Consider the following 21,346-nt stretch of genomic DNA (forward strand, 5'->3'; position numbering starts at 1 on the left):
TTAAGATGCGCAAAACGTTGCTGGCTGTTGCTTTGATGGCAACTGGATTCACCGCCCATGCGGATTATCAATGTAGCGTCACCCCGCGTGATGACGTGGTGTTAAGCCCGCAAACCGTGCAGGTCAAAGGCGAGAACGGCAATCTGGTGATTACGCCGGATGGTAACGTGACGTTTAACGGCAAGCCGCAAAACCTGACTGCCGCGCAGCGCGAGCAGGCGAAGGATTATCAGGCTGAGCTGCGTACCGCACTGCCGTGGATTAACGACGGCGCGCTGACCCGCGTTGAGAAAAGCCGCGTCGCGCTGGATAAGATCATTACTAAAGAAGTGGGTGAGAGCAGCAACATGCGCACCCGCCTGACGAAGCTCGATAAGCAGCTTAAAGAGCAGATGAACCGCATTATCGAGACGCGCACCGACGGCCTGACGTTCCACTACAAGGCGATCGATCAGGTCCGTGCTGACGGGCAGCAGCTGGTGAATCAGGCGATGGGCGGCATCCTGCAGGACAGCATCAACGAGATGGGCGCCAAAGCCGTGCTGAAGGGCGGCGGTAACCCGCTGCAGGGCGTGCTGGGCAGCCTGGGCGGCTTGCAGACCTCCATTCAGAACGAGTGGAAGAACCAGGAAGATGATTTCCAGCAGTTCGGCAAAGACGTGTGTAAACGCGTGGTGTCGCTGGAAGATAGCCGCAAGGCGCTGGTGGGGACGCTTAAGTAAGATCTCTGCGCGCAGGGCCCCTCACCCCGGCCCTCTCCCCATGGGAGAGGGTGTAATCGTTCCCTCTCCCTGTGGGAGAGGGTTAGGGTGAGGGCATCAGGCATTGCAGTCGTTGCAGAATAGCTATCAACACTTCCTCCTCATTAGCCCTGAATTCGTTATTCCAGAACCGCAAAACTTCCCAGCCGTTTGCGTTTAAGAATGCTTTTCTTCGTAAGTCATACGCCTCTTCATTCTGATGCTGACCCCCGTCCAGCTCAACGATCAGCTTCGCCTTAAAGCAGGCAAAATCCACGATGTACGGACCAACAGGCATCTGCCGACGAAACTTATACCCAAAGAAGCGACGCCCCCTGAGCAAATACCAGAGGCGTAATTCTTCGGGCGTCATTTGTTTGCGGAGTTGTTTTGATTTTTCCATCCCCACACTCTGCCAGCCTTTCCCTCAGCCGGCAGAGCGGGATGCAAAATCCTGAATCAGCCTTCAGGATTCTTCGGCGAGGAACAGCTCAAGAAGGGAGTTTAAGAACAGCTTGCCGTGCTCGGTGATCTGCCAGTATTCCTCGCTCTCGGTCAGATACCCCTGCGCCAGCGCCTCGTCGATCTGCGGGCGAATCACCGACTCCGACAGCCCGGTATAACGCGCAAATTCCGCGCGCGGCGCGGCTTCCAGCAGACGGAAGCGGTTCATGAAGAACTCAAACGGCTTATCCGCCGCCTCGACGTCGTGCTGACGCTCCAGGTAGCGGCCTTCCATATACCCACGCGGGTGGCGGGTTTTAGCGGTGCGCAGAATGCGGCCGTCCGGGAAGGTCACCTTGCCGTGCGCGCCGCAGCCAATTCCCAGATAGTCGCCAAAGCGCCAGTAGTTCAGGTTGTGCTGACACTGATAGCCCGGCTTCGCGTACGCGGACGTTTCATACTGCTGATAGCCCGCAGCGGTTAGAAGCCTGTGGCCCTGCTCGAAGATATCCCACAGCGCGTCGTCGTCCGGCAGCACCGGCGGGCGCGAGCCAAACAGCGTGTTTGGCTCGATGGTGAGCTGGTACCACGACAGGTGCGGCGGGTTCAGTTCGATCGCCTGGCGCAGGTCGTCCAGCGCCTCTTCCAGCGACTGATCCGGCAGGCCGTGCATCAAATCGAGGTTAAAGCTGCGAAGGCCCAGCCCGGTCGCCAGGTTTGCCGCGCGCTTCGCCTCTTCCGGGCCGTGAATGCGCCCCAGACGTTTTAGCTTCGGCTCGCTAAAGCTCTGCACGCCGATGGAGATGCGGTTCACGCCCGCTCGCTGATAGTCGACAAAACGGTCGGCTTCAACGGTGCCGGGGTTGGCTTCCATCGTAATTTCCGCATCCGCCGCCAGGTTCAGGCGCGCACGCACGCCGTCCAGCAGCGTCTGCATCGCCGGGCCGGACAGCAGGCTCGGCGTACCGCCACCAATGAAAATGGTCTTAACTTCACGTCCCTGTGCGTAAGCGACATCGGCGTCCAGGTCGGCCAGCAGATGCGCAACGTAGTCATCGTGCGGCACTTCGCCCTTCAGCGCGTGCGAATTGAAATCGCAGTACGGGCATTTCTGCACGCACCACGGGATGTGAATATAAAGACTCAGAGGCGGCAAATTAGCCATTACGCAGTGCTTCCAGTAACAGTTTCAGCGCGCGTCCACGGTGGGATATCGCGCTTTTCTCTTCGCGGGTCAGTTCCGCAGCGGTTTTGCCCTCGGTCGGGACAAAGAAAATCGGGTCGTAGCCAAAGCCGCCGCTGCCAGCCGCTTCACGGGTAATCACGCCCGGCCAGCTGCCGTGACAGACGATCGGCGTAGGGTCTTCCGCATGGCGCATATAAACCAGTACGCAGTGGAACTGCGCGGTGCGCTGCTCGTCCGGGACGTCTTTCAGGGCGACAAGCAGTTTTTCCAGATTCTGCTGGTCGGTGGCGTCAACGCCGGAGTAGCGCGCAGAGTAAATCCCCGGCGCACCGCCGAGAAAATCCACGGCCAGGCCGGAGTCGTCGGCAATTGCTGGCAGACCGGTAATCTGCGCGGCGTGGCGTGCTTTCAGGATCGCGTTTTCGATAAACGTCAGCCCCGTCTCTTCGGCGGACTCCACGCCCAGATCGGTCTGGGCGACCACGTCCAGCCCAAAATCATTTAATAGCGAGGCCAGCTCGCGCACTTTACCGGCGTTGCCGGTCGCGAGAACAACTTTCTGCATGGTTTAGTCCTGTTCTTTCAGAGCCGCGACTTCCGTCGGGATAGATTGCGGATTAAGGATTTTTACCTGTTTATGTCGCCCAAGTTCACCTTTTTCAATGATGACCTGGCTTTTGGCGACGCGAAACTGTTTTGCCAGATATTTGGTCAGATGCGCGTTCGCCTGGCCGTCAACCGGCGGGGCGGTGATGGCGACTTTTAACTCGTCGCCATGCAGCCCAACAATACTGTCACGGCTGGCTTTTGGCTGTATATACAGCCGCAAAACCAGCCCGTCAGCGCAGGTGCTTACTGCACTCATAGCGCCATCCACAGCCCCGGCAGCAGCATATTGCCCGTGGACTGTAACAGCTCAGCGATCCCCATATTGACCACGTACAGCAGCAGAACCAGGATCATCGGCGAAAAATCAATACCGCCCATCGAAGGCAGCAGGTTGCGAATCGGGCGCAGCAGCGGCTCGGCCAGTTGGATCAGCGCATATTCAACCGGACTACGGCCCTGGCTTACCCAGCTCATGATGGCCATGACCAGCAGCACCCAGAAAATCAGCAGGCCGATGGTTTTGACCAGAATAAGGACCGCAGCAATCCAGATAATCGGCTGGAAGGTGATGACCATAAATAGCACGATCGCTTTGATAACGCTCAGAATAAACGCCACCAGCAAAGACGAACTGTCGATGGGGCCCATGGCCGGGATAATACGGCGCAATGGTCCGACAACAGGTTGCGTGATTTTCACGACAAACTGCGAGAACGGATTGTAAAAATCACAGCGGGCCCACTGCATCCAGACGCGCAGCAAAAGCGCCATCGTGTACAGCTCAAGCACTGTTGAGAGCAGGAAAGTCAACGTCTTCATGGCGTTCCTCAGGTTTCCTTATTATTTTGAGTAGTCGCGCGCACCGAAAATTGCCGTGCCGATGCGCACCATAGTGCTGCCTGCCGCGATGGCGGCTTCCATATCATCCGACATGCCCAGTGAAAGCGTGTCTACCGTGTTATAGCGCGCTTTAAGCGCCTCAAATGCTACAGCCATTTGCTGTGCCACGGCAAACTGCCTTTCATAACTTGACTCAGGCGCCGGAATTGCCATCAGCCCGCGCAGGGTCAAGCGCGGAAGGGCGGCCACGTCTGCGGCCAGCGCCTCCAGCTCGCTCAGCGCAATGCCGGACTTGCTGTTTTCGTCGCTGATGTTGACCTGAATCAGCACGTTAAGCGCCGGCATTTCTGCCGGACGCTGGTCATTCAGGCGGGTAGCAATACGCAGGCGGTCGATGGTGTGGCACCAGTCGAAGTGCTCTGCCACCAGACGGCTTTTGTTCGACTGCAGGGGGCCAATAAAGTGCCATTGCAGACTCGTCTTCCCCTGTTCCTGAAAGTAGCGAATTTTATCCACGCCTTCCTGCACGTAGTTTTCACCAAACGCCCGCTGGCCTGCATCCATAGCTTCTGCGATGGCGCTCGCAGGCTTGGTTTTGCTGACTGCAAGCAGCGTAATTTCTTCTGAAGCACGGCCGCAGCGCGCTGCGGCGGCTGAGATTTTGTCCCGGACCTGTGCCAGGTTATGCGCAATGTCGTTCATTTTCCGAGGAGTAGTCTATGGATGTGGAAGAAATTGTGGCCCTTAGTGTAAAGCATAACGTCTCCGATCTACACCTGTGCAGTGATTCACCGCCGCGCTGGCGCAGATTAGGCCGGCTTGAACCCGCTCCCTTTCCGCCTCCCGATGTCGGAGCGTTATTAAAAGCGTGGCTCAACGATGAGCAGCAGGGGACATGGTGGGCAAAGGGCCAGGTGGATTTTGCCGCGACGGCGACGGGAGGCCAGCGGCTGCGCGGCAGTGCCTTCAAGCAGATGAGAGGTGTCTCTGTGACGCTGCGGCTGTTGCCGCGTAGCTGCCCGCAACTCTCTTCGCTGGGCGCGCCGAGGGTAATCCCGGAACTGTTATCCAATGACGCCGGGCTGATTCTGGTCACGGGGGCGACCGGCAGCGGCAAATCCACTACGCTGGCGGCGATGGTCGATTTTCTTAACCACCATGCTGACGGCCATATCCTCACGCTTGAAGATCCGGTGGAGTTTATCTACCAGAGCGAACGTTGCCTGATCCAGCAGCGGGAGATAGGCCAGCACAGCCCGTCATTTGCTGAAGCGCTGCGCAGCGCCTTACGCCAGGATCCGGACGTTATTCTGCTGGGAGAACTGCGCGACAGCGAAACGATCCGCCTGGCGCTGACGGCGGCGGAAACCGGACATCTGGTGCTGGCGACGCTGCATACGCGCGGGGCATCGCAGGCGATTGAACGGCTGGTCGATACGTTCCCGGCGCAGGAGAAAGATCCGGTGCGTAACCAGCTGGCCGGCAGCCTGCGGGCGGTGCTGGCGCAGAGGCTGCTTCCCGATCTACAGGGCGGGCGCGTCGCGTTGTATGAACTGCTGGTGAACACAGCGGCGGCGGCGAATCTGATTCGCGAAGGGAAAACGTGGCAACTGCCCGGCATCATTCAAACCGGTCAGCAGGCAGGAATGCAGAACTTTGACCAGAGCCTGTCGGAGAGACGGGCGCAGGGGCGGCTGTAGGCCCCTGTGGTTAAAAGCCCTGGTCGAAATAGCTTTCGAGGATAATCACGGCAGAAGCGGAGTCCACGCTGCCCTTGTTGAGCGCACGGAAGCCGCCGTGCTCAAACAGGCCCGCACGCGCTTCGACGGTGCTGAGACGCTCGTCGTGAAGCTTTACGGAGACGCCAAAGCGGCCATGGATTTTATTGGCGAACTTACGCGCCCGTGCGGTGAGCGGCTGTTCTGTGCCGTCCATGTTCAGCGGGAGCCCAACAATCACGTCATCCGGCTGCCACTCTTTGAGCAGACGCTCGATAAGATTCCAGTCTGGCGTGCCGTCATTAGCCTTCAGGGCCGTGAGTGGACGCGCGGTACCGGTGATGCGCTGACCCACGGCGACGCCAATGCTTTTGGTTCCAAAATCGAAGGCCAGAAGCGTTCCGCTCATCAGGCGTGCCCCGCTACGCCAGGCATGGTCAGGATATCAATGCCAATCAGCTTCGCCGCGTCACGCCAGCGATCGGAGATAGGGGTTTTAAACAGGATATTCATGTCCGCAGGTGCGGTAAGCCAGGCGTTATCAAGGATCTCTTGCTCAAGCTGGCCTTTCTCCCACGACGAATAGCCCAGCGCCACCAGCACTTCAGAAGGCTGCTCTGCGGTGCCCAGCGTTTCAAGCACGTCGCGCGAGGTCGTGATGACGGTGTTATCCGAAATTCGAATGCTGGAAGAGAATACCGGCGGCGTATGCAGAATAAAGCCGCGATCTTCTGCAAGAGGTCCACCCAGCATCACCGGTTTATCAAGCCGGATTTCCGGCAGTCGCGCTTCAGCCGGTATTTTCAGCTTGTCCAGAATTCCTTCAACCTGAAGATTTTCCAGCGGTTTATTGATGATAATACCCATCGCGCCGTCTTCATTGTATTCACAAATATAAACCACGGCGCGGCGAAAAATCGGGTCCTGGAGAGCAGGCATGGCAATAAGAAAGTGATGCTGTAAATTCATTGTCAGAGGTACTGTTTCCTGGTTTAAAAAGCGACAGCGCCCAGTATGGGGACAAACACAGGCGCTGTCACTAATAGTATTGTTAGGTTATTTCTGTAAACGTTTTTCGATAGCGTCCATCAGCATTCCGGTGATCGAAATCGGGAATTCCGCTTCAATTTCACGAATGCAGGTCGGGCTGGTGACGTTCACTTCGGTCAGACGATCGCCGATGATATCCAGGCCAACGAAGATCAGGCCTTTCGCTTTCAGCGTTGGGCCAACGCGGCGGGCAATTTCCCAGTCGCTTTCGGTCAGCGGGCGCGGCTCACCGCGGCCACCGGCGGCCAGGTTCCCACGAGTTTCGCCACCCTGCGGGATACGCGCCAGGCAGTAAGGAACCGGTTCGCCATCCACCACCAGAACGCGTTTGTCGCCGTCTTTGATCGCCGGAATATAGTTCTGCGCCATGCAGTAACGCGTGCCCAGCTCGGTCAGCGTTTCGGCAATCACGCCAATGTTCGGATCGCTCTCTTTCACGCGGAAAATCGACGCGCCGCCCATGCCGTCCAGCGGCTTCATGATGATATCGCCGTGCTTCTGCCAGAATTCCTTCAGCTGCGCTTTGCTGCGGGTCACCAGGGTTTCCGGCGTCAGGTCAGAGAACCAGGCGGTGTAGAGCTTCTCGTTGCAGTCGCGCAGGCTCTGCGGCTTGTTGACGATCAGCGTGCCTTTCTCTTCTGCACGCTCAAGAATGTAGGTACTGTAGATGTATTCGGTGTCGAACGGTGGATCTTTACGCATCAGTATGACGCTGAGATCGGCCAGGGCAATGTCCTGCTCGGTGCCGAACTCGTACCATTTGTCGTAGTTTTGCTCGACGTTAACGATGCGGGTGCGCGCGCGGGCTTCACCGTTGATCAGGTAAAGATCGTTCATCTCCATATAGTGGAGTTCATAGCCGCGACGCTGCGCTTCCAGCAGCATGGCGAAGCTGGAATCTTTCTTGATGTTAATGTTTGCGATGGGGTCCATCACGATGCCGAGCTTGATCATGTTCTTCTCCGTTAATGCTTCAACCCAGATCGCCAAACCGTACCTGTAGCGCGGTAATGGCCGTGAGTGCCGTTGTCTCAGTGCGCAGAACGCGAGGTCCCAACAGAATATCAGTAAACTGGTAACGTGCCGTCATCGCAATTTCGTCCGCCGACAGGCCGCCTTCGGGGCCAATCAGCAGGCGTACGCGCTCAACGGGCAGGGGCAGCGTATTGATGCTGGCGCTGGCGCGCGGATGAAGATTGAGCTTCAGCCCGCTGTCCTCTTCTGCACACCAGTCCTCCAGATCCATCGCCGGGCGGATCTCCGGAATACGGTTGCGGCCACTCTGTTCGCAAGCCGCAATGGCAATTTTCTGCCACTGCTGGATCTTTTTGTTCAGACGTTCCGCATCCAGTTTAACGCCGCAGCGCTCAGAAAAAAGTGGCGTAATGAGGCTTACACCCAGTTCAATGGATTTCTGAATGGTGAACTCCATTTTCTCACCGCGCGACATCACCTGGCCCAGATGGATGTGCAGCGGTGATTCCCGGTCATCCACTTCGCCACGCAGGACGTTAACGTGTACGCTTTTTTTATCCGACCGCGTGATTTCCGCGTCGAAAACCTGGTTCGAGCCGTCGAACAGCTGTATTGCCTGACCTGCGCCCATGCGCAGCACGCGGCCAACGTGGTTGGCGGCGTCATCAGACAGGGCGATTTCGCGGCCTGCGGTAATCAGTTCAGGATGGTAAATGCGGGGAATGCGCATAGTCAGAAATTCCATGTGTCATGCGATATAAGCTAATTGCCGTAGTGTAGGTTAGCTCTTTTGCGCCTGGCAAGCCCGCTGGACGTAAGGGTTGTGATTCCCCTGGACTCTGGCGATACGTTCGTCGCGCTGGCATTCCCACTCCGTCACCGGGTACTGCTTGTCCCAGGCGTTGAATAGCTGCGTCTGCTGGCGGGAGAGGTTGAGGTCGTAACGGTCACGCATATAGAAGTAGGTGCGGGCGATACTGCCGCGCGCGCGGGCAGGGGGCTCGGCGACTTTCTCTTTAAAATCAACCTTCATACCGCACTGGCCGTACTGACCTTCGCCACCGTTCCACTGGCTGTACATGAAATTACCGCGGTCGCCGTTCACTTCACCTACGGCAGGCTGCAGGTTATGCATATCGCTTTCCATCTGACGATAAACCGGATCTTTGGCGCAGTTTTTACGTCCGCCGTCCTGCCAGCACTGGCGCTGGTGGCCAAACTGCCAGGCCGGAACGACATGCTCCCATTCAATACGGCTGGCGCGGTTTTCGTTTTTACGCACCTTATAGCCGCAGGACTCAAGGTCAACGACCCCTTTTTTACCCTGCCAGTTTATTTTACAGCCGCAGTAGAAATCGCCCGGCACATCGGCGTTCACCTTCACGCCTGCTGCCTTCGCCTGGGAAAAACTGTTGATACCGTCGGCCAGCGCATGGCCTGAGAGCGCCGTCGTCAGAAAGGCGACCGCGAGAGAAAAATTACGGGACATCTTACACTCCGTGTCAAAACGAGCCCGCAACGTAACGAATGTTGTTCCCGTATGCAATCAGTCAGATCAGGAAAGTTCCTGAAAGTTCAGATGATTATTCCGCAACCAGCGGCTCGCCGCATTTGACGCAGCGGTAAGTCGCCTCGCCGCGTACCACGCGATTATGGCGGCGGACGGTAAGCTGATGCTGCTGACACTGGCAGCGGTAGGGGAAGGTATTGCGGCGCACCGATTCCAGCTCGAACTGATGGGTACGGCGTGCCGGAACGCCGAGCACCGCTTCCATCATCCACTTCCACTCTTTCCCGTGGGGCGCTACGCGTCCGAAGTGTTTCCACACCAGCAGATGCGCCAGCTCGTGCGGCACCACTTCCTCGATAAACGCCTGCTGGTTTTCCATCATCAGCACCGGGTTAAGGCGGATCTCATAAGGCTCGAGCCAGGCGGTACCCGCCGCGGTGCCGCGCTGCTGATAAACGATCTTAGGTTCAGGGTAATTGCGACCGAGCTTCAGGTTCGCCTGGGCGAGTTTTTCCCGCAGGCTGCGCATAACGGCTTGCTGAAGGGCGATGGGGAGACGGGGTGCTTTCATAGGGGCAGAGCATAAAGCGCGAAGCGGGGAGGCGCAAGAGGCGCCTCCCGCATGAGGATCAGTCGTGGGCGCCGATTTCGCGCAGCGGACGACCTTTCATCAGGTTACGTTCAATATGTTCCAGAGAAACGTGTTTGGTTTCAGGAACCAGCCAGATAGTCAGCACAATAAAGAAGATATTCAGACCGGCGTAGACCCAGAAGGTGTTCGCGTTGCCCAGGGTATTGAGCATGGTCAGGAACGTTGCGCCGACGATCATGTTGGCAATCCAGTTGGTTGCGGTAGAGCAGGTGATACCAAAATCACGCCCTTTCAGCGGCTGGATCTCAGAGCACAGCACCCAAATCAGCGGGCCGGCGCTCATCGCAAACCCGACGATAAACATCAGCAGCATACCTACCGCAAAGTACTGGGCAGTTGGTGAGTGAATGCCCACATGCATCATGGTACCGAGGACACCCATACCGGCCGCCATCACCAGGAAGCCCAGCGTCAGGGTTGGCTTACGTCCCCAGCGGTCCACCAGACCGATGGCGATAAAGGTCGCCAGCACGTTGGTCAGACCCACGATAACGGTCCCCCACATCTGCTCGGTGGTGTTGGTATAGCCCGCCAGCTCAAAGATTTTTGGCGCGTAATACATGATGACGTTCATCCCGGTGAACTGCTGCATCACCTGAAGCAGCACGCCGAGGAACACCGCGCGGCGGAAGTTGCTGTTCTCTTTAAACAGCGCCCAGCCGGACTGTTTGACCTTCAGGCTTTCGCGGATCTCTTCCAGCTCGTTTTTCGCTTCGGCGCTGGTGTCGCGCAGGCGCATCAGTACGCGTTCGGCATCGTGGAATCGACGTTTCGCGGCAAACCAGCGCGGGCTGTCCGGCAGGAAGAAGACGCCAATCAGCAGCAGAATGGCCGGGATGATGATCACGCCGAGCATCCAGCGCCATGCGCCGCTGTAGCTAAACGCGGTATCGGAAAGATACGCGCCCAAAATACCGATGGTGATCATGAGCTGGTACATCGAAATCATACTGCCGCGGATTTTCTCCGGCGCGATTTCAGACAGGTAAAGCGGGGCGGTGTAGGACGCCACGCCCACGGCCAGGCCGAGCAGCACGCGGGAAACCAGCAGAACCTCTACGTTAGGCGCTGCGGCAGAGAAGAGTGAACCGGCAACGAACAGGATCGCGCCGATCATCAGGCTCTTTTTACGCCCGAGCTTGAAGGAGAGCCAGCCGCTGCCGACGGCCCCGACGGCCGCGCCAAACATCATGGAGCTGACCACCCACTCCTGAGTGTGAGCGCTGATCTGGAACTCGTCAGTGATGAAAGGTAATGCACCGGCAATCACGCCGATATCCAGGCCAAAAAGTAATCCTGCCAGGGCGGCGAGGAAACAGACGAAGAATGTCATCGCCTTGTTGGACGTACGCCCCTGTTTTTTATTGTCAGGCATTATGCCCTCCAGTTGGGTTATCAGTTTTATTGATGTAAAGGGTAGGTGAGTGACCCGTAAAAATATGTGAGATTAATCACATAGGTGTAATCGGTTACACTAACGCGAAACCGTAAAAATAATTAAAGCTTTGAAAATATAGAGGTAAACGAGGTGATGCGCATCGCGTTTGTTAGAATTTCGGACTTAACTGAAATGAAATGTAACAGCAGAAGAAAGGCGATCAGGCAAAGAGATTATTCTGAAAGCGGGATATATTCGGCATGGTGTAATCGGTTTCAAACATTGCCGGGTGGTGGCTGTGCCTTATCCGGCCTACAAACACCGCAAAACCCGTAGGCCCGTGCAAGCGAAGCGCCGCCGGGCAAAGATGAGCGCATAAATGCAAAAGGCCAGCCCGAAGGCTGGCCTTTTATAAAGCACCTGTCAGTCGATTACTTCAGACCGGCAGCTTCACGCAGCAGGGCGGCTTTGTCGGTTTTTTCCCATGGGAAATGTTCACGACCAAAGTGACCGTATGCAGCGGTTTCCTTGTAGATTGGGTGCAGCAGATCCAGCATCTGAATCAGGCCGTATGGACGCAGGTCGAAGAACTCGCGCACCAGCAGCGTCAGCTGTTCTGAAGGCACTTTTTCAGTACCAAAGGTTTCAACCATGATGGAGGTTGGCTCAGCCACGCCGATAGCGTAAGAAACCTGGATCTCACAGCGGTCAGCCAGGCCGGCAGCAACGATGTTTTTCGCCACATAACGTGCAGCGTACGCCGCAGAACGGTCAACTTTAGACGGATCTTTACCGGAAAACGCACCGCCACCGTGACGCGCCATGCCGCCGTAGGTATCAACGATGATTTTACGACCGGTCAGGCCGCAGTCACCCATTGGGCCGCCGATAACGAAGCGTCCGGTTGGGTTGATGAAGAATTTGGTCGCAGAGCTCAGCCATTCGGTCGGCAGAACCGGCTTGATGATCTCTTCCATCACTGCTTCCTGCAGGGATTTCTGATCGATATCTTCGGAGTGCTGGGTAGACAGAACCACCGCGTCAATACCGACGATTTTGCCGTCGTCGTACTGGAAGGTGACCTGGCTTTTCGCATCCGGACGCAGCCACGGCAGGGTGCCGTTTTTACGCACTTCAGCCTGACGCTGCACCAGACGGTGTGCGTAGGTGACCGGCGCTGGCATCAGCACGTCGGTTTCGTTGGTTGCATAGCCGAACATCAGGCCCTGATCGCCCGCGCCCTGTTCCAGCGGATCGGCACGGTCAACGCCCTGGTTGATGTCTGGAGACTGTTTGCCAATCGCGCTCAGTACCGCGCAGGAGTTGGCATCAAAGCCCATATCAGAATGCACATAGCCGATCTCACGCACCGTGTTACGGGTGATCTCTTCGATATCAACCCATGCGCTGGTGGTGATCTCACCGCCAACCAGAACCATGCCGGTTTTGACATAGGTTTCGCACGCTACGCGCGCTTTAGGATCCTGCGCCAGGATCGCATCCAGCACCGCATCGGAGATTTGGTCAGCAATTTTATCAGGATGTCCTTCTGATACGGACTCGGACGTAAACAGGTGTTTTGCCATGTTTTATTTCACCTAAGAGGAATTTGGTTAGCTCAAGCTGCTGTGCGGAATAGCCAAAGGAGATAATTCTACCAAGGCCTGCAGGTTTTTGACACTGGCAGTATGAGTGTTAATCAGTATAGATGGATTAACATCTGGATGGCTATTTTAGGTCACTTCTTCGCCCGATTTCCAGTTTTTTTTGACTAACCTCTCACTCAGTTGAAATTACGGCTGGCAATAATTCCTGACGGCCCCGGCAACACGCACATTTATCTTTTGCTTTTTACCCCTGTTCTCGGTATAAAACGCGGCGCGCGGCTCATATAAAATAAGCGCTCGATGAACTCATCGTGTCGCCACTTCCAGCCGGGTTAAGCAGTGAACTTTTAGCTTTGGCTTGTGGTCCGTTTCAGCAGAGGCGGCCGTGGAGGTGATACGAGATAATGAACCATCGTTTTCCGCACATTCAGCGCAGCCGTTCTGGCGCGTATTTGATTCCCGCAACCCGCATTTCTAGTCTGCAAACCTGCCGATGTTATACCCATCTCGGCGCTTCTCAGGATTCCAGGGCCGGTCACGCTTTGTGAAAACTGAACAAGGGCGCTCTTGTTAATACAAGAGTTTTCTCGTGGTTTCGCCGAACCTTGTCATACAGAGTTCGGATACGTGTTTTACAATGATATGAATAAGAAACCGGTCGCACGGTCTGGTTTTCAGCATACTCTGCTGGGAAACGGAGCCGTTTATGGGTTGTTATCGCCGTATAACGCTGCGATAGTAGTCAACTGTTTTACACTTATTACAAAGAGTTGAGGTTCGCTATGTCTGACGACATGTCTTCTTTTTCGCCTTCGTCAGCGGGCGAACAGGGTGTACTACGTTCTATGCAGGAGGTTGCGATGAGCTCCGAGGAAGCCAGCAAGATGCTGCGCACTTACAATATTGCCTGGTGGGGCAATAACTACTACGACGTTAACGAACTGGGCCACATCAGCGTCTGCCCGGATCCGGACGTCCCTGAAGCGCGCGTGGACCTTGCTAAACTGGTGAAAGCCCGTGAAGCTCAGGGCCAGCGTTTGCCTGCACTGTTCTGCTTCCCGCAGATCCTGCAACATCGTCTGCGTTCTATTAACGCCGCGTTCAAGCGCGCGCGTGAGTCCTACGGCTATAAAGGCGACTATTTCCTGGTTTACCCGATCAAGGTGAACCAGCACCGCCGCGTGATTGAATCCCTGATCCACTCCGGCGAGCCGCTGGGCCTGGAAGCAGGCTCCAAAGCGGAGCTGATGGCGGTTCTGGCGCATGCGGGCATGACCCGTTCGGTGATCGTCTGTAACGGCTATAAAGACCGTGAATACATTCGTCTGGCGCTGATTGGCGAGAAGATGGGCCACAAGGTCTATCTGGTTATCGAAAAGATGACCGAAATCGCCATCGTGCTGGAAGAGGCTGAGCGTCTGAACGTGGTGCCACGCCTTGGCGTGCGAGCGCGTCTGGCGTCACAAGGTTCCGGTAAATGGCAGTCCTCCGGCGGTGAAAAATCCAAGTTCGGCCTGGCGGCAAACCAGGTGCTGCAGCTGGTGGAAATTCTGCGCGAGCGCGGTCGTCTGGACAGCATTCAGCTGCTGCACTTCCACCTCGGCTCGCAGATGGCCAACATTCGCGACATCGCCACCGGCGTGCGTGAATCCGCGCGGTTCTACGTGGAGCTGCACAAGCTCGGCGTGAATATTCAGTGCTTCGACGTGGGCGGCGGCCTCGGCGTGGACTACGAAGGGACCCGCTCGCAGTCTGACTGCTCGGTGAACTACGGCCTGAACGAATACGCGAACAACATCATCTGGGCAATCGGCGATGCCTGTGAAGAGAACGGCCTGCCGCACCCGACGGTCATCACCGAATCCGGTCGCGCGGTTACCGCGCACCATACGGTGCTGGTCTCTAACATCATCGGCGTTGAGCGTAGCGAAATCTCCGAGGCAACGCCTCCGGCAGACGATGCCCCGCGTTCCCTGCAAAGCATGTGGGAAACCTGGCAGGAGATGCACGAGCCGGGCACGCGTCGTTCCCTGCGCGAATGGCTGCACGACAGCCAGATGGACCTGCATGACATTCACGTGGGTTATTCTTCAGGCACCTTCAGCCTGCAGGAGCGCGCGTGGGCGGAGCAGCTTTACCTGAACATGTGCCATGAAGTGCAGAAACAGCTCGACCCGAGCAACCGCGCGCACCGTCCGATTATCGACGAGCTGCAGGAGCGTATGGCGGATAAGATTTACGTCAACTTCTCGCTGTTCCAGTCGATGCCGGATGCCTGGGGTATCGACCAGCTGTTCCCGGTTCTGCCGCTGGAAGGGCTGAACCACGCGCCGGAACGCCGTGCGGTGCTGCTGGACATCACCTGTGATTCCGACGGCGCCATCGACCACTACGTTGACGGCGACGGTATCGCAACGACGATGCCAATGCCGGAATATGACCCGGAGAACCCACCGATGCTGGGCTTCTTTATGGTCGGTGCGTATCAGGAGATCCTCGGCAACATGCACAACCTGTTCGGTGATACCGAAGCGGTGGACGTGTTCGTGTTCCCTGACGGCAACGTGGAAATCGAGCTGTCCGATGAAGGGGACACCGTGGCGGACATGCTGGAATACGTTCAGCTGGATCCGAAAAAACTGCTCACCCAGTTCCGCGATCAGGTGAAAAATACCGGGCTGGACGATGCGCTCCAGCAGCAGTTCCTGGAAGAGTTTGAAGCGGGTCTGTACGGGTACACCTACCTGGAAGACGAGTAGCCGCTGATGCCCGGTGGCGCTGCGCTTACCGGGCCTACGAATGTAGGCCGGATAAGGCGAAGCCGTCATCCGGCAGAATGCTATACTCACTTGAACCCGTATGCATTACCGGCGATAATTCGCCCCAATAAGCGATTTACGAATCAATCCCTTCCTCGTCGGGTTTAACGACGCGGAGGGGATTTTTTTTCATCTGTTTTTAATGTATCGACTTTAAAAGAGGTCAGGACATGAGCACTTTAGGTCATCAGTACGATAACTCTCTGGTATCTAACGCGTTTGGTTTTTTACGCCTTCCGATGAACTTCCAGCCGTACGACAGTGACGCCGACTGGGTGATCACCGGCGTGCCGTTCGATATGGCAACATCTGGCCGCGCGGGTGGTCGTCACGGCCCGGCAGCGATTCGTCAGGTTTCCACTAACCTGGCCTGGGAGCATAACCGCTTCCCGTGGAACTTCGACATGCGCGAGCGCCTGAACGTGGTGGACTGCGGTGACCTGGTGTACGCCTTCGGCGACGCGCGTGAGATGAGCGAAAAGCTGCAGGCGCACGCCGAGAAGCTGCTGGCTGCCGGCAAGCGCATGCTCTCCTTCGGCGGCGACCACTTCGTGACCCTGCCTCTGCTGCGCGCCCATGCCAAGCACTTCGGTAAAATGGCGCTGGTGCACTTCGATGCACATACCGACACCTACGCGAACGGCTGCGAGTTTGATCACGGCACCATGTTCTTCACCGCGCCGAACGAAGGTTTGATCGACCCGAACCACTCCGTGCAGATCGGTATTCGCACCGAGTTCGACAAAGACAACGGTTTCACCGTGCTGGATGCGGGCCAGGTTAACGATCGCGGCGTCGACGACATCATTACTCAGGTGAAGCAGATCGTGGGTGATATGCCCGTGTATCTGACCTTCGACATCGACTGCCTGGATCCGGCATTTGCACCGGGCACCGGTACGCCGGTCATCGGCGGTTTGACCTCAGATCGTGCCATCAAGCTGGTGCGCGGTCTGAAGGATCTGAACATCGTCGGGATGGACGTGGTGGAAGTGGCGCCTGCGTACGATCAGTCCGAGATTACCGCGCTGGCCGCAGCGACTCTGGCGCTGGAAATGCTCTACATTCAGGCAGCCAAAAAAGGCGAATAAGCCTCGCCTGGCGTGAAAAAAACCTCTCTATTGAGAGGTTTTTTATTGCCTTTAGAACACGTTAAACGGGTATTCCACGTAAGCGCGGATCTCGTCCCCGCCCGCGTTGTACTCGCTGGCGTTGCTGGAGACGCGCAGGACGGAGTAGCGCAGTTTCAGCTTCAGATCCTTCGCCGGGCCATCCTGCACCTGGTACTGAATCTGGTTAAACCACTCGTGCTCTTTGCCGTTGCTGGTTTCAGAGGTTTTGATGTTATCCCCACGCACGTAGGCGGTGGTCCAGCTCAGGCCCGGTAAGCCAAGGCCGCCAAAGTCCAACCCGTAGGATGCCTGCCAGGAACGTTCATCTTCGCCGTTAAAATCAGACCAGTAGGAGTTCGCCAGCCAGATGGTGTTACCGCCGTCGCCCACGCCGCCCTTGTCGCGATAGCCGCCGTAGTTGTAGCCGGTGCTGCCGCTGCTCTGCTGGTACGCCACTTTGAACGTGTGAATGTCCCAGATGTAGCTCGCCGCCAGGCTCCAGATGGTGTTGCTGCGGCCCGTGTCGAGGCTGTCCGCGTAACTCTGGTCCAGACGGGAGTTATAGCCGTTGAAGTCGAGCACCAGCTGCTGCCCGGTGCTAAACGGCTGTTTGAAGTTCATGCCCAGGTACTGCTTGTTCATTACCTCTTCATTATGAGAGGCGTACAGCGCGCCGCTGAACTGGTCGTTAAACTGATAGCTCGCACCGCCGAAGGAGAGGCTCTTCAGCCCGCTGTCGTGGCGGTCATCGCTTTTACGCTGCTCGTCGGTGAAGTAACCAGCGTTGACTTCCAGACCGTCGATCTCTTTCGAGGTCAGCATGGTGCCGGTATAGCTTTCAAACAGCAGGCGGGAGCTGTCGGCATTGATGATAGGCAGCTCAGGACGCTGATTTCCGTAGCTCAGCACGGTGTTTGATATACGCATTTTGGCGGTGGCGCCAAATTTTGCCAGATCGGATTTTGCCCGGCCATCATCTTCCTGTTTAAAGAAGTCGATGCCGCCTGCGCCGCTTTTGCCACGGCCGCCGTCCAGGCGCACGCCGTATTGAGCAATACCGTCCACACCAAAGCCCACCAGCCCTTCGGTATAGCCGGATGCAAACGTGGCGATGATCCCCTGACCCCATTCGGCTTTGTCCTGCTGGCCCTGATGGTAGTCGCGGCTGATATACGCATTGCGCAAAAACAGATCCAGATGGCTGTCGTCAATAAAACCCTGGCTGTCGTATTGCTGGCTTGCAGCGGCAGGTAATGCGGTAAATAAACTTAAAGCAATTAATGATAATTCTTTTTTCACGGAGGGAACGTCTCTGTCTGGATATATTAATTTGAATAACTGCGGGGTGATAATTACCGGAAAAAGTGACCTTTGCAATAATTATGTGACCAGACATTTCAATACGATAGGGCAGATTTGGCGGGGCTTTTAGAGGTGTTATCGATACGTGCTGTTAAGTTAACAATTCATGCGAAATAAAAAGGAGGCGAAACTGCCTCCTTCTAAAATTATTTAATTCCGTCTGCGGCCATGCGGTCGCGAATATGCTGTGCGCGCTCTTCTGAGGCAGGGTGATCGTCAAACATGGAGCTTTGGCGTCCCGCTTCAAGCTTGGCCAGCTTTTCGAAGCTGGTGGCTAAACCTGATGGGTTAATGCCGCGTTTGCGCAACAGATCGTAGGAGTAGTCATCCGCCTCGGACTCCTGACGCTGTGAGAACTGAGAGTTAACCAGCTTTTCACCCACGTCGCCAAGCTGTGACTGCGACAGGCTGCCAACGATACCGCCCGCTGACGCCGCCGCTGCGCGGATGGCATTGGTGCCAAGGGCAACCTGCATCCCTTTCTTCACGTGGCCCAGGGCAACGTGGCCCATTTCGTGGCCGATGACCGCTTCCACTTCGTTGTCGGTCATCATGTCCATCAGCCCGCTATAGACGCGGATACAGCCGTTCGCCATCGCGAAGGCGTTCACGTCTTTCGCCATGTACACCTTGTAGTTCACCGGCTGGCCGTTGATGTTGTCGCCCAGCGCGGAAGCAATCTTATTCAGACGCTGCGTGTAGGTACTGTTAGCCGGCGCAAGCGTGGCTTTTCCGTCCATATCTTTACAGGCCTGGTCGCTCAGCGCTTTCACCTGCGCATCGCTCAGGGAATAGGCCTGAAAGGCCTCTGCGCCTGACGTCATCAGACCGTTAGAGTCCATATTCTGACAGCCGCTCAGCAGGAGCGTTGTACCCAGGGCCAGCACTATTGCACGCATTTTCATGAAGTTGCTTCCGTACTCGTTAAACTGAATAAAATCCGAAAAGGGCACCGTCAGCGAAGCCGGTGTCGGGCTAAGTATAAGGAATATCTGCAGGGCCGGGCGAGCAGATTGCGCAACATGCGAGCATGATCCAGAGATTTCTTAACAAGCAAAAGAATGCTCCATGTACATGACTTGCGGCTTGGGTTACATTGTTGGCACTTTTTTCCGGCGTAGCCCAAAACGCGCTGTCGTCAAGGGCATGGCCTTTAACAGTCCGATCTGGAGTTAAAATGTCCTCACGTAAAGAGCTTGCTAATGCTATTCGTGCGCTGAGCATGGACGCAGTACAGAAAGCCAAATCCGGCCACCCAGGGGCTCCTATGGGTATGGCTGATATCGCCGAAGTTCTGTGGCGTGATTTCCTGAACCACAACCCGCAGAACCCGTCATGGGCTGACCGCGACCGCTTCGTGCTGTCCAACGGCCACGGTTCTATGCTGATCTATAGCCTGCTGCACCTCACCGGCTACGAGCTGCCAATTGAAGAGCTGAAAAACTTCCGTCAGCTGCACTCTAAAACTCCAGGTCACCCGGAAGTGGGTTACACCGCTGGCGTAGAAACCACCACCGGCCCGCTGGGTCAGGGTATTGCTAACGCTGTGGGTATGGCGATTGCTGAGAAGACGCTGGCGGCGCAGTTCAACCGTCCTGGTCACGACATCGTAGACCACTTCACCTACGCGTTCATGGGCGACGGCTGCATGATGGAAGGCATTTCTCACGAAGTGTGCTCCCTGGCAGGTACCCTGAAGCTGGGCAAACTGGTTGCGTTCTATGACGACAACGGTATCTCCATCGACGGTCACGTTGAAGGCTGGTTCACCGACGACACCGCAGCACGTTTCGAAGCCTACGGCTGGCACGTAGTGCGCGGCGTTGATGGTCACGATGCTGACTCGATTAAACGTGCAGTGGAAGAAGCGCGCGCTGTGACGGACAAACCGTCCCTGCTGATGTGCAAAACCATCATCGGCTTCGGCTCCCCGAACAAAGCGGGTTCTCACGACTCCCACGGCGCGCCGCTGGGCGATGCGGAAATCGCACTGACGCGTGAAGCGCTGGGCTGGAAACACCCTGCATTCGAAATCCCATCTGAGATCTACGCTCAGTGGGATGCAAAAGAAGTAGGTCAGGCGAAAGAAGCGGCCTGGAACGAGAAGTTCGCTGCCTATGCGAAAGCGTTCCCGCAGGAAGCGGCTGAATTCACCCGTCGTATGAAAGGCGACATGCCGTCTGACTTCGACGCGAAAGCGAACGAATTCATCGCTAAGCTGCAGGCGAACCCGTCTAAAATCGCGAGCCGTAAAGCGTCTCAGAATGCGATTGAAGCGTTCGGCCCATGGCTTCCTGAATTCCTGGGCGGCTCCGCTGACCTGGCGCCATCTAACCTGACCCTGTGGTCTGGTTCTAAGCCAATCAACGAAGATACTGCCGGTAACTACATCCATTACGGTGTACGTGAATTCGGTATGACTGCGATTGCCAACGGTATCTCCCTGCACGGTGGTTTCCTGCCGTACACCTCTACCTTCCTGATGTTCGTTGAGTATGCACGTAACGCAGTGCGTATGGCCGCGCTGATGAAACAGCGTCAGGTGATGGTCTACACCCACGACTCCATCGGTCTGGGCGAAGATGGTCCAACTCACCAGCCGGTAGAGCAGGTGGCTTCCCTGCGCGTGACCCCGAACATGAGCACATGGCGTCCATGTGACCAGGTTGAATCCGCGGTTGCGTGGAAATACGGCGTTGAGCGTCAGGACGGTCCAACCGCGCTGATCCTCTCCCGTCAGAACCTGGCACAGCAGGAGCGTACGCCTGAGCAGCTGGCGAACATCGCTCGCGGTGGTTACGTGCTGAAAGATTGCGCGGGCCAGCCAGAGCTGATCTTCATCGCCACCGGTTCTGAAGTTGAACTGGCGGTTGCAGCGTGGGAAAAACTGACTGCCGAAGGCGTGAAAGCGCGCGTGGTCTCCATGCCGTCTACCGATGCGTTCGACAAACAGGATGCCGCTTACCGTGAATCCGTCCTGCCTAAAGCGGTTTCCGCTCGCGTGGCAGTGGAAGCGGGCATCGCTGACTACTGGTTCAAATACGTGGGCCTGAACGGCGCTATCGTCGGTATGACCACCTTCGGTGAGTCTGCTCCGGCAGAGCTGCTGTTCGAAGAGTTCGGCTTCACCGTTGAGAACGTTGTCGCGAAAGCGAAAGAACTGCTGTAATTGCTGTTTTGCCCGGTGGCGCGTTAGCGCTTACCGGGCCTACAAATGGCACGAAAGTAGGCCGGGTAAGCGCCAGCGCGCCACCCGGCTTTTTTGTAGGCATTATTCCACCTAAAATGTGACGCAAGTCATATAGCTCGCTTATTCATCTGGACAGACATTCCTTTTATTCCCC

The 21,346-nt window shown here is 56.5% G+C and carries 23 protein-coding genes; 7 read left to right on the forward strand and 16 right to left on the reverse strand.

The window, feature by feature from the left end; all coding sequences use genetic code 11:
• Window positions 1-5 precede the first annotated feature (5 nt).
• A complete protein-coding gene (locus tag P346_RS10160; RefSeq protein ID WP_023309135.1) occupies window positions 6-722 on the forward strand; it encodes a DUF2884 domain-containing protein in 717 nt (238 codons plus the stop codon).
• A gap of 82 nt (window positions 723-804) precedes the next feature.
• Here the strand turns inward: P346_RS10160 and P346_RS10155 are convergent, their stop codons facing one another.
• The 6 genes from P346_RS10155 to P346_RS10130 form a co-directional block, all read right to left on the reverse strand.
• Complete coding sequence (locus P346_RS10155; RefSeq protein WP_032660042.1) at window positions 805-1,143, reverse strand: endonuclease domain-containing protein; 339 nt, start codon at window positions 1,141-1,143, stop codon at window positions 805-807.
• Window positions 1,144-1,206: 63 nt separating this feature from the next.
• Window positions 1,207-2,349, reverse strand: coding sequence for a radical SAM family heme chaperone HemW (gene hemW, locus P346_RS10150; protein WP_032660044.1), 1,143 nt, complete (start codon window positions 2,347-2,349; stop codon window positions 1,207-1,209).
• Window positions 2,342-2,935, reverse strand: a complete 594-nt coding sequence (locus P346_RS10145; protein WP_032660047.1) for an XTP/dITP diphosphatase — start codon at window positions 2,933-2,935, stop codon at window positions 2,342-2,344. The genes hemW and P346_RS10145 overlap by 8 nt, the downstream gene beginning before the upstream one ends.
• A 3-nt stretch (window positions 2,936-2,938) precedes the next feature.
• On the reverse strand, window positions 2,939-3,235 hold the full coding sequence (gene yggU, locus P346_RS23250; RefSeq protein ID WP_023333349.1) for a DUF167 family protein YggU: 297 nt from the start codon (window positions 3,233-3,235) through the stop codon (window positions 2,939-2,941).
• Window positions 3,232-3,798: a YggT family protein gene (locus tag P346_RS10135; RefSeq protein ID WP_024906554.1), complete on the reverse strand. Its 567-nt coding sequence runs from the start codon at window positions 3,796-3,798 to the stop codon at window positions 3,232-3,234. Before P346_RS10135 ends, yggU begins: the two co-directional genes overlap by 4 nt.
• Before the next feature lie 21 nt (window positions 3,799-3,819).
• Entirely contained in the window at window positions 3,820-4,521 is a 702-nt protein-coding gene (locus P346_RS10130; protein ID WP_032660051.1) for a YggS family pyridoxal phosphate-dependent enzyme, read from the reverse strand.
• A gap of 17 nt (window positions 4,522-4,538) precedes the next feature.
• Here P346_RS10130 and P346_RS10125 point away from each other — a divergent pair, with 17 nt between their 5' ends.
• Window positions 4,539-5,519: a type IV pilus twitching motility protein PilT gene (locus P346_RS10125; protein ID WP_032660053.1), complete on the forward strand. Its 981-nt coding sequence runs from the start codon at window positions 4,539-4,541 to the stop codon at window positions 5,517-5,519.
• Window positions 5,520-5,529: 10 nt separating this feature from the next.
• On the opposite strand, the gene ruvX is transcribed toward P346_RS10125, so the two are convergent.
• From ruvX to metK, 8 genes are all read right to left on the reverse strand, one after another.
• The gene (ruvX, locus tag P346_RS10120; RefSeq protein ID WP_029739223.1) at window positions 5,530-5,946 is read right to left on the reverse strand and encodes a Holliday junction resolvase RuvX; all 417 of its coding nucleotides are present in this window, start codon (window positions 5,944-5,946) and stop codon (window positions 5,530-5,532) included.
• A complete protein-coding gene (locus P346_RS10115) occupies window positions 5,946-6,506 on the reverse strand; it encodes a YqgE/AlgH family protein (RefSeq protein WP_032660056.1) in 561 nt (186 codons plus the stop codon). The genes ruvX and P346_RS10115 overlap by 1 nt, the downstream gene beginning before the upstream one ends.
• An 87-nt stretch (window positions 6,507-6,593) precedes the next feature.
• Window positions 6,594-7,541, reverse strand: a complete 948-nt coding sequence (gene gshB, locus P346_RS10110; RefSeq protein ID WP_032660059.1) for a glutathione synthase — start codon at window positions 7,539-7,541, stop codon at window positions 6,594-6,596.
• Between the two features lie 19 nt (window positions 7,542-7,560).
• Window positions 7,561-8,292: a 16S rRNA (uracil(1498)-N(3))-methyltransferase gene (rsmE, locus tag P346_RS10105; protein WP_010435451.1), complete on the reverse strand. Its 732-nt coding sequence runs from the start codon at window positions 8,290-8,292 to the stop codon at window positions 7,561-7,563.
• A gap of 51 nt (window positions 8,293-8,343) precedes the next feature.
• Window positions 8,344-9,051, reverse strand: coding sequence for a deoxyribonuclease I (endA, locus tag P346_RS10100; RefSeq protein WP_023333343.1), 708 nt, complete (start codon window positions 9,049-9,051; stop codon window positions 8,344-8,346).
• Window positions 9,052-9,145: 94 nt separating this feature from the next.
• Window positions 9,146-9,643 carry a SprT family zinc-dependent metalloprotease gene (locus P346_RS10095; RefSeq protein ID WP_029739221.1) on the reverse strand — a complete coding sequence of 166 codons (498 nt, stop codon included), beginning with the start codon at window positions 9,641-9,643 and terminating at the stop codon, window positions 9,146-9,148.
• Between the two features lie 58 nt (window positions 9,644-9,701).
• Window positions 9,702-11,099 (reverse strand): galactose/proton symporter, encoded by a 1,398-nt coding sequence (gene galP / locus P346_RS10090; RefSeq protein WP_023309123.1) that lies wholly within the window; start codon window positions 11,097-11,099, stop codon window positions 9,702-9,704.
• 434 nt (window positions 11,100-11,533) lie between these two features.
• Window positions 11,534-12,688: a methionine adenosyltransferase gene (gene metK, locus P346_RS10085; protein WP_010435443.1), complete on the reverse strand. Its 1,155-nt coding sequence runs from the start codon at window positions 12,686-12,688 to the stop codon at window positions 11,534-11,536.
• A 425-nt stretch (window positions 12,689-13,113) separates the two neighbouring features.
• Here metK and P346_RS23740 point away from each other — a divergent pair, with 425 nt between their 5' ends.
• The 4 genes from P346_RS23740 (at window position 13,114) to speB (ending at window position 16,619) form a co-directional block, all read left to right on the forward strand.
• On the forward strand, window positions 13,114-13,257 hold the full coding sequence (locus tag P346_RS23740) for a hypothetical protein (protein WP_419095317.1): 144 nt from the start codon (window positions 13,114-13,116) through the stop codon (window positions 13,255-13,257).
• A 94-nt stretch (window positions 13,258-13,351) separates the two neighbouring features.
• Entirely contained in the window at window positions 13,352-13,483 is a 132-nt protein-coding gene (yqgB, locus tag P346_RS22550) for an acid stress response protein YqgB (RefSeq protein WP_127341063.1), read from the forward strand.
• An 8-nt stretch (window positions 13,484-13,491) separates the two neighbouring features.
• Window positions 13,492-15,468, forward strand: a complete 1,977-nt coding sequence (gene speA / locus P346_RS10080) for a biosynthetic arginine decarboxylase (RefSeq protein ID WP_023309121.1) — start codon at window positions 13,492-13,494, stop codon at window positions 15,466-15,468.
• Between the two features lie 230 nt (window positions 15,469-15,698).
• Window positions 15,699-16,619 carry an agmatinase gene (speB, locus tag P346_RS10075; protein WP_032660064.1) on the forward strand — a complete coding sequence of 307 codons (921 nt, stop codon included), beginning with the start codon at window positions 15,699-15,701 and terminating at the stop codon, window positions 16,617-16,619.
• A 51-nt stretch (window positions 16,620-16,670) separates the two neighbouring features.
• Here the strand turns inward: speB and P346_RS10070 are convergent, their stop codons facing one another.
• Both P346_RS10070 and P346_RS10065 read right to left on the reverse strand, forming a co-directional pair.
• Complete coding sequence (locus P346_RS10070; RefSeq protein WP_032660067.1) at window positions 16,671-17,939, reverse strand: OprD family outer membrane porin; 1,269 nt, start codon at window positions 17,937-17,939, stop codon at window positions 16,671-16,673.
• 209 nt (window positions 17,940-18,148) lie between these two features.
• A complete protein-coding gene (locus tag P346_RS10065; RefSeq protein WP_021242066.1) occupies window positions 18,149-18,907 on the reverse strand; it encodes a M48 family metallopeptidase in 759 nt (252 codons plus the stop codon).
• Window positions 18,908-19,179: 272 nt separating this feature from the next.
• Between P346_RS10065 and tkt the strand changes: the two genes are divergently transcribed.
• On the forward strand, window positions 19,180-21,171 hold the full coding sequence (gene tkt, locus P346_RS10060) for a transketolase (RefSeq protein ID WP_032660068.1): 1,992 nt from the start codon (window positions 19,180-19,182) through the stop codon (window positions 21,169-21,171).
• Window positions 21,172-21,346: the final 175 nt, after the last annotated feature.

This window comes from Enterobacter sp. DC1 (genome assembly GCF_000568075.1).
Taxonomy (GTDB): domain Bacteria; phylum Pseudomonadota; class Gammaproteobacteria; order Enterobacterales; family Enterobacteriaceae; genus Enterobacter; species Enterobacter asburiae.

What these genes read in the sequence shown, in the direction of transcription:
- P346_RS10160 (WP_023309135.1), top strand. Translation starts at nt 6, where the DNA reads ATGCGCAAAACGTTGCTGGCTGTTGCTTTGATGGCAACTGGATTCACC.
- P346_RS10155 (WP_032660042.1), bottom strand. Translation starts at nt 1,143, where the DNA reads ATGGAAAAATCAAAACAACTCCGCAAACAAATGACGCCCGAAGAATTA.
- hemW (WP_032660044.1), bottom strand. Translation starts at nt 2,349, where the DNA reads ATGGCTAATTTGCCGCCTCTGAGTCTTTATATTCACATCCCGTGGTGC.
- P346_RS10145 (WP_032660047.1), bottom strand. Translation starts at nt 2,935, where the DNA reads ATGCAGAAAGTTGTTCTCGCGACCGGCAACGCCGGTAAAGTGCGCGAG.
- yggU (WP_023333349.1), bottom strand. Translation starts at nt 3,235, where the DNA reads ATGAGTGCAGTAAGCACCTGCGCTGACGGGCTGGTTTTGCGGCTGTAT.
- P346_RS10135 (WP_024906554.1), bottom strand. Translation starts at nt 3,798, where the DNA reads ATGAAGACGTTGACTTTCCTGCTCTCAACAGTGCTTGAGCTGTACACG.
- P346_RS10130 (WP_032660051.1), bottom strand. Translation starts at nt 4,521, where the DNA reads ATGAACGACATTGCGCATAACCTGGCACAGGTCCGGGACAAAATCTCA.
- P346_RS10125 (WP_032660053.1), top strand. Translation starts at nt 4,539, where the DNA reads ATGGATGTGGAAGAAATTGTGGCCCTTAGTGTAAAGCATAACGTCTCC.
- ruvX (WP_029739223.1), bottom strand. Translation starts at nt 5,946, where the DNA reads ATGAGCGGAACGCTTCTGGCCTTCGATTTTGGAACCAAAAGCATTGGC.
- P346_RS10115 (WP_032660056.1), bottom strand. Translation starts at nt 6,506, where the DNA reads ATGAATTTACAGCATCACTTTCTTATTGCCATGCCTGCTCTCCAGGAC.
- gshB (WP_032660059.1), bottom strand. Translation starts at nt 7,541, where the DNA reads ATGATCAAGCTCGGCATCGTGATGGACCCCATCGCAAACATTAACATC.
- rsmE (WP_010435451.1), bottom strand. Translation starts at nt 8,292, where the DNA reads ATGCGCATTCCCCGCATTTACCATCCTGAACTGATTACCGCAGGCCGC.
- endA (WP_023333343.1), bottom strand. Translation starts at nt 9,051, where the DNA reads ATGTCCCGTAATTTTTCTCTCGCGGTCGCCTTTCTGACGACGGCGCTC.
- P346_RS10095 (WP_029739221.1), bottom strand. Translation starts at nt 9,643, where the DNA reads ATGAAAGCACCCCGTCTCCCCATCGCCCTTCAGCAAGCCGTTATGCGC.
- galP (WP_023309123.1), bottom strand. Translation starts at nt 11,099, where the DNA reads ATGCCTGACAATAAAAAACAGGGGCGTACGTCCAACAAGGCGATGACA.
- metK (WP_010435443.1), bottom strand. Translation starts at nt 12,688, where the DNA reads ATGGCAAAACACCTGTTTACGTCCGAGTCCGTATCAGAAGGACATCCT.
- P346_RS23740 (WP_419095317.1), top strand. Translation starts at nt 13,114, where the DNA reads ATGAACCATCGTTTTCCGCACATTCAGCGCAGCCGTTCTGGCGCGTAT.
- yqgB (WP_127341063.1), top strand. Translation starts at nt 13,352, where the DNA reads ATGAATAAGAAACCGGTCGCACGGTCTGGTTTTCAGCATACTCTGCTG.
- speA (WP_023309121.1), top strand. Translation starts at nt 13,492, where the DNA reads ATGTCTGACGACATGTCTTCTTTTTCGCCTTCGTCAGCGGGCGAACAG.
- speB (WP_032660064.1), top strand. Translation starts at nt 15,699, where the DNA reads ATGAGCACTTTAGGTCATCAGTACGATAACTCTCTGGTATCTAACGCG.
- P346_RS10065 (WP_021242066.1), bottom strand. Translation starts at nt 18,907, where the DNA reads ATGAAAATGCGTGCAATAGTGCTGGCCCTGGGTACAACGCTCCTGCTG.
- tkt (WP_032660068.1), top strand. Translation starts at nt 19,180, where the DNA reads ATGTCCTCACGTAAAGAGCTTGCTAATGCTATTCGTGCGCTGAGCATG.